The sequence below is a fragment of the Winogradskyella sp. Asnod2-B02-A genome, from assembly GCF_045063645.1.
GTDB lineage: Bacteria > Bacteroidota > Bacteroidia > Flavobacteriales > Flavobacteriaceae > Winogradskyella.
This window is the reverse complement of sequence record NZ_JBEFOG010000025.1, coordinates 377,630-390,692: the sequence shown is the minus strand read 5'-3', so window position 1 is coordinate 390,692 and position 13,063 is coordinate 377,630. Positions and strand designations below refer to the sequence as shown.

3 protein-coding genes are annotated in these 13,063 nt (G+C 36.4%); all 3 read right to left on the bottom strand.

Annotation, left to right across the window (positions count from 1 at the left end):
* Positions 1-38: 38 nt before the first annotated feature.
* The 3 genes from ACJJVO_RS02705 to ACJJVO_RS02695 all read right to left on the bottom strand — a co-directional run bounded on the left by ACJJVO_RS02705 (position 39) and on the right by ACJJVO_RS02695 (position 13,043).
* A complete protein-coding gene (locus ACJJVO_RS02705; RefSeq protein WP_405570124.1) occupies positions 39-5,906 on the bottom strand; it encodes an immunoglobulin-like domain-containing protein in 5,868 nt (1,955 codons plus the stop codon).
* Between the two features lie 371 nt (positions 5,907-6,277).
* Entirely contained in the window at positions 6,278-7,282 is a 1,005-nt protein-coding gene (locus tag ACJJVO_RS02700; protein ID WP_405570121.1) for a PorP/SprF family type IX secretion system membrane protein, read from the bottom strand.
* A 7-nt stretch (positions 7,283-7,289) separates the two neighbouring features.
* On the bottom strand, positions 7,290-13,043 hold the full coding sequence (locus ACJJVO_RS02695; protein WP_405570119.1) for a PKD domain-containing protein: 5,754 nt from the start codon (positions 13,041-13,043) through the stop codon (positions 7,290-7,292).
* Positions 13,044-13,063: the final 20 nt, after the last annotated feature.

The window sequence follows — 13,063 nt, the reverse complement described above, 5'->3', positions numbered from 1 at the left end:
CTTGTTAGGCTTTAACCCTTTAAAGCTGCTTAAAAGAATTACATTTTAATCAACTTCTTTTGATATAATTCACCTTTACTTGAACTTGCTTTAACAGTATAAACACCATTAGGTAAGCCTTGCACAGAAATTTGCTTGCCTTCTTTATCTATTTTACCACCATTAAAACGTTTTACCATACGTCCGGTTAAATCGTAGATCTCAATAGACTCAATCTCTGTCACCTCCTCAAAACTTAGCCATGCATAGCCTGACGTAGGATTAGGCGAGAGCTTCATTAAATCAGATATGTTTTCTGGTCTTAATGGAACTTGATATGCCTCTGGTAAATACTGTATAAGTGTGGCTTTAGTTTCAGTACCACTATCATTTCTATAATTAGATATACCTCCACGACCTCTAAGATGAATACTTACCAAATCGGTTTCTCCATCGCTATACACTTGTACTCGTAATGCAGCAGCAGTTATTGTTGACTCATATCTGCCATCCCATTCGTAGATACCACTATCAATCCAGCCTCCTTGGCCTTCTTCTATAGTGATCCATTCGTCATTGTTTAAATAACTCACTCTCCACATCGCATTGGGTTGTGGTTGGTTAGCATAAGTACCTCCAAAAGTAACATAGTTAATGGCTTTTGGTACTGTCCAATCTACTTGCCATACAAAACCATTATCTGCCTCTGGACGTCCTAAATTCTGCCCAAATGCTACACCATACTCATTCCAATCTGTTCTTATAAAATAATCATCTATAGACGGATCATATAAAATAGCTTGTGGTCTGCCACGGCCATCAGGTGTTGATCCTGTTACGGTTGCATCTTCCAAGAGTGCTAAGTTGATACTCTCATCTGGTTCATTTACTGCGGTACCATCACTTACCGTGACTTCCTTAGAAATTGTACCTTCTAATCCATCGTTATCTGTAACTTGTAACGTTACTACATAAATCCCTGGAGATGCATAATTATGCACTACTATTGGTCCAGAACTAGAAGTATTACCATCACCAAAATTCCATTGATAATTTACTATACTACCATCTTCTATAGTGGTACTACTATCAAAAGTAACATTAAGTGCATCTGTAGCAGCCGTAAAATTGGCTATTGGTGTACCTACAGGAGCCAAATACTGAATGAGTGTTGCCTTTGTAGCTGTATTACTATCATTTGTTCTATTAGAAATACCACCACGGCCTCTAAGATGAATACTTACTAAATCGGTTTCTCCATCGCTATATACTTGCACGCGTAATGCCTCTGCAGTTATTGCTTGTGATGCTGTGCCATCCCATTCATAAATACCACTATCTATCCAGCCTCCTTGGCCTTCGTCTAAGGTTATCCATTCCTCATTATTGAGGTAACTTATTCTCCACATCGCATTGGGTTGTGGCTGATTATAATACGCGCCACCAAAAGTAACATAGTTAATCGCTTTTGGAGTAGACCAATCTACTTGCCATTTAAAACCATTATCTGCGTCTGGACGCCCTAGATTCTCACCAAAACCAACTCCGTATTCATTGTAATCGGTTATTATATGGTAATCATTAATTAAAGGATCATAAAGTATAGCCTGTGGTGTACCACGACCGTTAGAAACAGAACCTGATAAAGTGGCCTCCTCTAATAATGCTAAGTTGCTGTTTTCATCTGGGTCGTTGTCTGCAATTACGATATCACAACCATCTGGTATACCATTGCCATTAAGGTCTATGTTGTCATCAAAACCTTCACATATATCAAATTCATTACAAACACCGTCTCCATCTGAATCTGCGGTGTCGTTGTTTTTGTAGATTGAGAATCTATGATCACCACTTACTTGAATTAGTTCTAAAGAACCTCCCACATATAACCTTTGTCCATCCAAATAATTATCATTTCTTGGGACAGTTACTTGATGCGACGTATTGGTATCAACTAATGTTATTAGAAAATAGTAAGAATTACTAGGTATTAAGCTCACCGTATCACTAAATTTAAAATCAAACCCGTCACCACCAATAGAAATAGATTGAGGCCCTTCTGTAACTAAAAAAGTAGCAAATGCCGAAATAATAGGGTTAGTTGGGACTATACCTTCTCCACTTCCTTCATATAAACCTAAACTAAATTCAATATCGGAATTTGGATTAGTAATTTCCATATTAATTTGAATACCATCTACTTCAGTTATACCTTCTGGCATTTTAAACGATTGACCTACGACTTGATTAGGAAATGTAATACCTGCATAACCTGATGCTACTGCGCCATTTTCTATGACACCTACAGAACTTCCATTAACACAACCTTGCACATTAACCATTCTAGTCACTTCAGTAGCTGCATTAGCAGCAGCATCAGATACATTATAGGTTACCAAGTAATTACCAGCACTACTTGTATCTACTGCTGAGGCATCTATAACAATAGTATCCGTAAGATCGCCATCTACGTCATCTAGTGCTGTAGCGCCAAACTCTTGGTAAGTATCGCCTACATTGAGTTCTATAGGGTTATCGCCAAGTAAAGTGATTATTGGTGCTGTCTCATCAATTATATCAGGTCCACACTTATAAATTGAAAAAGTGATATCAGCATTAGCGTCGTGGTGATAAAAGGTACCATCATCGTTTAATTGAAAGGAAGCTCCATCAGGGTAAGGGTTTGCCCATGGTGTAGAATTTAATGCATATCCGCCATATCCATGATAATCATCATACGTTTCTGGAGTAAGTATAAAATAATAATTATCTCCTGGTATAAGACTTAAAGTGTTAGCAAATTGAAACTGCACTTCATAACCTCTATTTGTTTCCTCGCTCGCTGCTTGTGTATAAATAGAAGAAGAAGCAATAACTGGATCTAGTCCATCCGTAGTTAATCCTTTATAAAGTTTTACAGTGAATTTATAATCTGCTCTCAATTCGGAAAATGCCAAAGTAATGCCATCTATTTCGTTAACACCTATAGGTACAACAAAAGATTGACCAAAGCTCATACGTATCGAAGGAACCGAGGCAATACCACCGGTCCAAACGTTATTTTCAATTTGAGGAATTCTATTTATACAAGGTTCAATAAATACTAATGAATCATTAACAGTAACTACTCTAGTAACTTCTGTAGCCGCATTACCTGCAGCATCAGATACATTATAGGTTACCATGTAATTACCTGCAGTACTTGTATCTACTGCTGAGGCATCTATAACAATAGTATCCGTAAGATCGCCATCTACGTCATCTAGTGCTGTAGCGCCAAACTCTTGGTAAGTGTCACCTACATTGAGTTCTATAGGGTTATCGCCAAGTAAAGTGATTATTGGTGCTGTTTCGTCTATTTCAACCATCAACACATCAACATTATCGGATGCTGAACCTGTACAACCACTTGCGTTTGTAAAAGTATATGTTAGCGTATGCGTATCAACTTCTGCTACTGCTGGGTCAAAACTATAGGTAAGTCCATTACCATCATCTGTAACACCAGGTCCAGAATATGTACCACCTATTGGCGATCCGCTACCAAGACCTGTCTGTACTCCTGCATTTTCATCTAAGTCTGCTGGTGCTGTAAAAGTTACTGTTGGTGAAGGTGTAATATATATAGTTACAGCTGAACCAGATACCGCAGTACAGTCATCAGATAAATCACCTGGTGTTGTATTGTCTGATTTCACAACTATTCTGTAATAATAATTGTCTGGTACGGTTGGTGTCACTGTTACAGTAGAGCCTGTTGCACCTACTATATCTTGCCATGGCGTACTAAAATCTGATGGTAAGAACTGCCATTGAAAACTTAGGCTACCATTACCAGTAAACTCAGATTCTAATAGAAAACTATCCGTACTGCCTTCACAAACCTGTAAATAAGATTCTCCATTTACTGTAGTGGTTTGTATAGCTACTTCGCATGTAGGAGTTTCATCTACATCTGTAACATTAATTGATAAATTTTGGAGGGTCTGTGCACCTTGAGAATCTGTGATTAGCACTCTAATATTATAGCCATTATTTCCACCATAATCCTGTGGGTTTTCAAAATCAGGAGCTACAGTAAAAGTAACCACGCCTGTATTAGCTTCAATATCAAACAAGTTGCGATCAATTCCATCAATAGTCGATATTGCATATGTTAAATCTAAGCCTGCAAGATCATCTTCCACATCTGTAGCATCAACATCATAAGCAAATGTTTGATTTTCTTCTACAGATACAGTTATCAAATTTCCGCCTACTGCTATTGGTGGTGTATTACTCGCAACCGCAAACACCTCAACATTATCGGATGCCGAACTTACACAACCACTTGCATTTGTAAAAGTATATGTTAGTGTATGTGTATCAACTCCTGCTACTGCTGGGTCAAAACTATAGGTTAGGCCGTTACCATCGTCTGTGACACCAGGTCCAGAATATGCACCTCCTGTTGGTAATCCGCCACCAAGGTTTGCCTGTTCTCCTGCATCTTCATCTAAGTCTGCTGGTGCTGTGAATGTTACCGTGGGATTTGGGTTCTCTACAGTTGTAACAGAACCCGTACCTATACACCCATTTTCATCAGTAACTGTAACTGTAAATGTTTCGGCTGTATTTACAGAAATGGTTGGCGTAGTTTCACCAGTCGACCAAAGGTAATTTGTATATGCTCCAGCGTCTAAAACGGTTGAGCTGCCTATACAAAAATTAGTTGCACCGCTTATTGTGGGTGTTGGTAATGCGTTTACTGTTATTTCCACATATGGTCGGTTACTAAATGAGCTTCCACAACCACTAGTTACATCTAGATCTAATAAAGTATATGTAGTGTCACTTGTTGGGTTTACGTCTAGACTCCAAGATCCATTACCTGAGCTATCCACATGAATATAATCAAAATTACCGTTAGCATCTTCTGACAATATTGTTAGACGCCAACCCTCATCTATACCTGATTGAAGACCGTTTAACGTTACAGTACCGCCTATTGTTGTACCGTTTCCGTTGCAAATATTACTACTACCAATAACCTCTAGTGTTGCTGTTGAAGGATTAGGAACAGTAAATGAAGGGGAAAAAGCACTTTCGCTGTTGCCGTCGTAGGCAGTTACTTGCACAACATCTCCTGGTGAAAATCTAGGGTTAATATCGGCAATCCAATAATTTCCATTACCATTGTTAGGATTATAAACCGTAGTTGTATAAGCTATACTGCCATTTTTATATATTCTAATAATAGTACCAACTGGATTAGATGTATATCCTGTTAAAACTGAGCTAGCAGTGCATATAGGATTTTGAATAATTGTTGGGACTTCTAGTGTGTTGCTCACAGCCATAATATCCACGTTAATATTATGGAACCCAAAATTATTTAAATCAGAAACTCCTGTTGGAGTAATTTTTACCTGAGAAATATCTAGAGCATTAACCGGATTAGAGGTCACCAAAGTTCCACTACCTACACCATAGGTAGTAGGATTAGAAATAACATCACCATCTTGATTTGTAACTGATATAGTGCCTTGTCCAAGTGTATCATAATCAATACTATTAAGACTGAAGTTTGTAGGGCTTCCATTCTTTGTAATAGATAACGTGTAAGGCGTCAATGGATCTATAGCACTTAAGTAAAATACAAGATCTCCTCCTCCAAGATGATCGAGCTCTTCATTACCGGAATGAAAAACAGTTAATACATAAGTATCGCCTCCACTAACAATCGTTTCTGTAATACTTGTACCATTATCAACAGCTGTATCAATTGTAAAATTCAAGTTTTGAGCATTACTTTGCCAACTAAAGGCAAGCATAACCACCAGTAAAAACTTTGTTATGCCGTTACGAGCGAGATGAATTGCATCTTTATCGAAAATTGAAAAAGAGAATTTCTTGTTTTGAAATTGGAATGTTGTTTTTGTTTTCATCTAAGATAATTGTTTTAGTTCAACAGAAAACACTTTTAAATACTGAAAATGCACAAAAGACCACACCAGTTTATGGTGCAGCCTAAATGCAATTTCTATATGAAAATTGTGTTGTAATGTTGAGGGTTGATTAATTAATAGCTTGTTAAAATTAAGCATTAAAAATCAGTAAATCAGACTCTTATAATAAAAAATCGACGAATTGTATTAGAAATCGGTTTGGTAGAAATTGTTTTCGGTAAAAAGTAAATAAATGCGTTTAAACAAGGCCCGAAATACACATAAAAGCCACTAACACACCTCTTAAAATACTGAAAATGAATACTATATTTTAAAATAAATGCTTAAACTAAAATTTACCGACTAATGCATTAACGCTTTCGATTTCGATTAGTAGGACAACTACGACAACGCGACATATAGGTAAGCGAAAACTCGTACACTCCATTGGTATTCCCAATTTTTGAAATATTGGCATCATATGACAATCCGAATCTAAAATTGGTGTATTCTAATCCTAGAAATCCATTTAATGAGGTGACCAAATGACTGTTATTATCATTACGGGCTGGATTTGTAGCTGCTGTAAGACCTAATAAAAATTGATTCACCTGAAACAAAGTACCAACATCTAAACGATTATACTGACCTTGTTGCATGTAGTTCACTGTCATCATTATATTATAATCTATCATAAACGGAAAACGATAATTACCATGTATAGAATAAAAGATATCTAAGGGCACATTCTCATCTCTTAGGAACGAAATATTTGGTCGGTTTAAATGTTTTGCCGAAATCCCAAACCAGTATGTGGTACCGTTGTAGCCCTGTTTCTCGAAAACAAAACCAGAAGACACATCGAAAAAGAATACATTTTCTGTATTACCACTAAATGGATCTACAGATACCGACGCAATTTCGCCTGTATTAATATTTATTTGATCGGCAAGCGTTAAACTTTTAAACCCAATATCTTTAAATCCAAAACCAACTTCTATCGCTGGTCTAAAATACCAACCACCATTAAGATTTACACGATGCATATAATTTACATTCGCCTGATAATAATTATAATTGCTAAACGATTCATTTTGCCATAACGCATTAAAACCTATGCCTGAACCTGAGCCATTTCTATTTTCGTAAGATTTATTAATATAAAAATATTGTGTTCGCACTTTTAAACCTAAGTTAGGCCATTGCGTTCTGCTTAGCAGACCTGCACTAATTCTGTCATTATCCTCAAAACCAGAGAACCCTGGATTTATGGTTTCTTGTATATAATTAGACTGCGTAAATATTGGGTCTTGAGCATTAGAATTAAAGCCTAATAAAACCGCTATAATGATGGTAATTTGTATTCTTTGTGTCATTTTGGTTTTATTTGATAAATATAAAAGCTCCTTGTTTTTTAATTTCATTTCCGTAGAAGGTCCTGGCTGTAAACGTGTAATAATAATTACCATTTTCGGCGTCTTCATCTTTTACTTTTCCGTCCCAACCTCTAATAGCATCACCTGTTTCATTATAGATTAGACCTCCCCAAGTATCGTAAACATTCATTTCTAAACTATTGAGCCCAATAAAAACAGGACCAAAAAAATCATTAATACCATCTTCGTTTGGTGTAAATGCATCTGGCATTACCAATTTATAACCTTCTTCAACGATTAGAGTAATTGTTTTTTGGTACACACAACCATAAGGATAAGTAACGGTTTGTTTTACCACGTAGCTGCCAGGAGTGAAATAGGTATGAAAAGGATTTTCTTCTCCAGAGAAACTACCATCACCAAAGTCCCACAGAATAGTTTCGTAATGTCCTGTTGCTGTATTAATAAATTCAATAGGATCTTGAATGGCATAAAGACCATAATTTAAATAACCAAAGGAAGTAGTATCAAAATCAGCATCACCTAAAACCGTTAATTCCACATTAAAGGTGTAATTAGTTGAACAACCCAAACTATCTATAACGTCTAAAATAACTAAGCCATTTTGATCAGTAGTCATCAACTCATTGTTAACACCACTTACAGTTCCGCTAGACCAATTGTATTGAAACGGTGGCACTCCTCCACTTGCTACAGCCACAAAAGTTTGATCTATAGTTTTGGTGTCGCAATTGACCTCAACTTGTTCTTCAACATTTAAAACCAATGGCTCAAAACGTGTAACCTCCCAACTGCCTTCTACTATACAGCCATTAGCATCTGTAACCGTAACTATATAAGTATTTGGTGGCACATTACTTAAATCTTCTGTTATCTCACCGTTAGACCAAGACACATTAAAAGGAGGCGTTCCTCCTTGTATAAGTAAATTAATGTGGCCACTATTGGTGTCTTCACAATCTAAAGCATTAGTAATAGTAGCAGAAACTTCTAATGGTAAAATATTAAATATGGTAAAGCTCTCTTGAATAACACAAGGCACGCCATCTGTAATTGTTACCGTATAAGTACCTGGTGATAAATTATTACGCTCTGTACCAGCTGTAGCATCATCATCCCAAACCAAATTAACAGGGTCAATGCCACCAACAAAATTAAGTGTTATGCTTGCGTCATTTTCGCCAGCACAAGTCATTTGTGTGATTTCAGGATCTATTAAAAAAACTGGTGGTTCATCAATAACTACAGGGAATTCGCGTACACAATCTTCCGCATCTGTTATTGTAATAGTGTACGTCCCTCCAGAAAGATTAAATTGACTATTTCCGGTTCCTAAATTACTCCACTCAATAGTATATGGCGATACACCTCCCAAAATTGAATTAATAATTATTGAACCATCATTATCTCCGTAGCACATAATTTGTGTAACACTGAGATCTACTTCTATTTGATCGTTTTGAATAATTTCTACCTCTAAAGTATCTGTACAACCAGAAATATCTGTAACTGTAAGATTATAAATACCTGCGATTAATGTATCTATATTCTGATTTGTACTCGAAAAACCATCAGGTCCAGACCAGTTATAACTATAATCTGTACGACCACCAATAACGTTTACCGAAATTGCGCCTGTAGCATCACCAAAACATAAGACATCTGTTTTAGCATCTAATGTTACTTCTAATTCATCTGGTTCTTCTACGCTAAAACTAAGTGCTATTGGTCCACAAGAATTAAAATCTGTAACAGAAATAACATAATCTCCTGGTGCAAGATTAGATACATCCTCGGCTGTAGAAAATGGACTTCCATCTAAAGTCCAAGTGTAAGCATAAGGTGGAGTACCGCCTGAAACATCTATTCCTATTTCACCATCATTTGCACCAAAGCATGAAATGGTTTCTACATCGAAATCTACTGTACTAAAAACCAATTCATCTGGCTCAGTAATTGTTATGCTTTCTGTGTACGGACAACCACCATCATCTTCAATATCTAAAGTATATGTACCAGCTTCAAGATTAAAAATATCTTCGCCTGTGCTAGAAAAACCGTTTGGTCCTGTCCAAGTGATGTTATAGGCATTTCCTGTTGTAAAAGGCACTCCTCCAACTATGCTTATGTCTATAGATGCTGTATTCACTTGATAACATAAATTATGAGTTACACTAGAACTAACTGATATTGAAGGATTAACCGTAACTACAACTTCAAACTCTAATCCTGGACAATTCCCTGAAACTGGAGTGACCGTATATGTGACAGTTGCCGGATTTATAGTGGTATTTTCTAAAAACTGAGATACCGTAGCTGTAGGAGTTGACTGATCTGTGGCACCTGTAACACTACCTGCAGGACTAACCACTGGAGTCGTCCATGTGTATAATGTATTTAACGGCACTATATCACCTGTATTGGTTGTGTCTGGCATAAACTCAAAGGTGTTACCACTGCAAATTAAGGTCTCAGAATCATCAATAATTGGAGTTTCATTGACTATAATTTCTGCCGTGTTAGATATTATCTCTGTACAACCACCAGAACTAAATGTGATTATGGCATAATAATATGTGGTTCCAATTGAAGTCACATCAGGATTATATGTCGCTGAATTTGCGCCTGTAATAGCTGTTCCTGTTGTGGTATCATCTACAGGGTTTAAATACCATTGGTATGTTGCAGTTCCTGTTCCGCTAGTATAAGCTACCGTTAATGCAGACGTGGTTTCACCCAAACATAATTCATCTGAAATAGGTTGTGCACTAAATTGTGCTCCTGCACTAATTTCAACCTCAGCTATAGCACTTATAGCTTCACAGCCTGAAACATCTTGAGTTACAGTACAATAATAATAAAGTGTTCCTACAGCTGTTGTTGGAGGTGTATAAATACTGGAGGTTGCGCCTGCTATTACTGTTCCTGAAGTCGTATTATTTGCAGAATTCACAAACCATTGGTAAGACAAATTCCCCAAGCCACCAGAAATAATAACTTCTAAATCTTGAACTGTTGAGTTTTGACATAAACTTTGGAAGTCTATAGGTTGAGTGGCTAACATAGGATCGTCAACCACTTCAATTTCTGAAACATTGCTTATAAGCATTGAACAACCATTAGACACAAAAGAAACTTCAACATAATAATAAAACATCCCAACCGTACTGAACACTGGAGGTGTATAATTTGAAGTTGTTGCTCCAGAAATTAATGTACCACCAGAATTACTATTTGTAGTATTACTATACCATTGATAAGTAGGATTACCTGACCCACCAGAAACAACTACTGAAAGTTCTTCTGAATTACCACCAACACATATGGATTGCGTTACCAAAGGTTGCGCATCTATTTGCGGAGCATTGGCTACTTCAATCTCTGCAGTATCTGATATAATTTCATTACAACCTCCAGACGAAAATGTGATAATCACATAATAATAAGTGATGCCTACCGTATCTGTTGGTGGCGCATATGTTGCAGAAGTTGCTCCTGAAATAGCAGTTCCGGATGTGGTATTGTTTACCGTATTTTCATACCATTGGTAAACCGGAGTGCCTGTGCCTTGGTATGCAACTGACAAATCTGCGGTAGTTCCATTTTGGCAAACTCCATTAGATATCGGTTGCATAGTAATAATTGGTGCAGGTTCTACCGTAATAACAAAAACAAGAGACGTTCCTTCACAGCCATTAATTTCTGGTGTCACCGTATATTCTAAATTAATTGGATTAGTTGTTGTGTTTATTATGGTTTGCTCTGGGATTATATTAGAGATTCCACTAGCTATATAACCTGTAAGTCCTGCAGGACTATTAGACGTCCAAGTAAAAGTTGTACTCGCATTATCTGAAGTTAAATTAATAGCAGCAGTAGATGCACCAGAACAAATGGTTTGTAAAACATCTGTATTTGTAAGCGTAGGAGATTCATTAATAGAAAACATTTCTGTTTCTGTGGTTGTACCACAACTATTAGTTACACTAAATGTAATGGTATAATCTCCAACCGCAGTATATGCTATGGTTCCTGGATCTAACTGATTTGAAGTTGCAGGAGAACCTCCAGGAAATAACCAACTATATGTTATTGTTTCTGCAGCAGAAGCACAAGTATCAACAGTAGCCACAGGAATAAAAGACAATGAACCACAAGCGTCTGCTATTGGATCTAATGTTACTGTTGGTGGTTGTTTAACTTCAATAAATTGAGAAGTTGAAAAATCACCACAAGAATTTGTTGCAGTCATAACGAGTTCATAAGTACCTGCTTCATCAAACTGAAACGACGGATTCTTGGAATTTTCGTCTGTACCATTTGTAAAACTCCAAGATTCTGAAGTGCCACAGAATTCAGAAGTATAGATAACTTCCCATGCATATGTTGGAATAATGCAACTCACAGATTCATCAGTAGAATTTGTTACCGTTACAGCTAATGGTGAACAGCCTTCATTAACGTCTGTAGTAAAAACAGGACTTAATGGAGCTTCAATACATATTTCTTGAGTGACGGGATCTGTGATGCCACAATAATTCTCAGCATATAATGAAATTGTAAAAGTGCCAAACGTAGTATAAGAATGTGTAGGTTCAAAATCGGTATACGTTGTACCATCTCCCATATCCCAATACCAATTAGCATCTGTTGTGCAATTAATATTAAAACCGCCTATAGACGTATTAGTAATTGGTACATTGACATTAATACAAGCACTCTCTTCTATTTCAAAACTAACTTCAGGTTTTTTATAAACGGTAATAGGACCTGCTGTTAAATTAGATGTTCCACAAGACGTAATAATATCTAAAAGCAAAGTATAACTAGAGTTTGGACAATTAGATTCAGTATAAGTATGCGGAATTGGAAAATTCTCTGATGCTGATGGATTAGAGCTGTTGTAATATATTGAAGATTCTAAGTCGGCTTGAGTTAGAATAAATGTTGTACCATCTCCAAAATCTATATCATATAATGTATCTGGTGGATTCTCTCCCCAAGTACTAATTTTAAAATCTAATGGACTTACAGGCAGACATAAATCAACTGTACCTCCTGGTGTAACTATACCACCAGTAGGATTACTAGAATTACTTACTAAATACGTTCTATTTGTAATACAACCGTTAGAACCTGTGGCACTAATTACCATATTAAAGGATCCTAAAGTTAAATAAGTATGGGTAAGTGGGAAAGTTACATTAGCTTCTGAATTTCCGTCACCCCAATTTATCGAATATGACGTAACACAACCATCTGAAGTTGAATCATTTTCAACAGTAATGGTATACTCTATAGCAGTCGCATTACAGTTTTCAAATGGAGTCCCAAAATTAGCATCTGGATCAATAAAACTAATATCTGGTCTTCGCTTTATCGTTATCGTTTCTGAAGTTGTACTTACCTCTCCATTATCGTCTGTTACTGTAAGGATAACATTAAAATTTTGTGTCCCACATCCAAGCGCTAAAAACGAATGGTTAGGATTGGCTTGAGTGGAAGATCCTCCATCACCAAAATTCCAAACATATTCAAAAGGGCCATTACCTGTTACTGTAGAGGTAAAAGATACACTTTGGCCAGAACAAACATTATTATTGTTAAAAGTAAAGCTGATAGTAGGTGCTACATTTCTTACTTTTATTTTTTTATACGCTATCGTTTCATTCAAAGCAATTGCTGAACTAACAATAATGAAAAAAAATATAAAAAAGTTGATATACTTTTTAATCTTCATACCTCAATAATTAATTTAAT

What these genes read in the sequence shown, in the direction of transcription:
- ACJJVO_RS02705 (WP_405570124.1), bottom strand. Translation starts at nt 5,906, where the DNA reads ATGAAAACAAAAACAACATTCCAATTTCAAAACAAGAAATTCTCTTTT.
- ACJJVO_RS02700 (WP_405570121.1), bottom strand. Translation starts at nt 7,282, where the DNA reads ATGACACAAAGAATACAAATTACCATCATTATAGCGGTTTTATTAGGC.
- ACJJVO_RS02695 (WP_405570119.1), bottom strand. Translation starts at nt 13,043, where the DNA reads ATGAAGATTAAAAAGTATATCAACTTTTTTATATTTTTTTTCATTATT.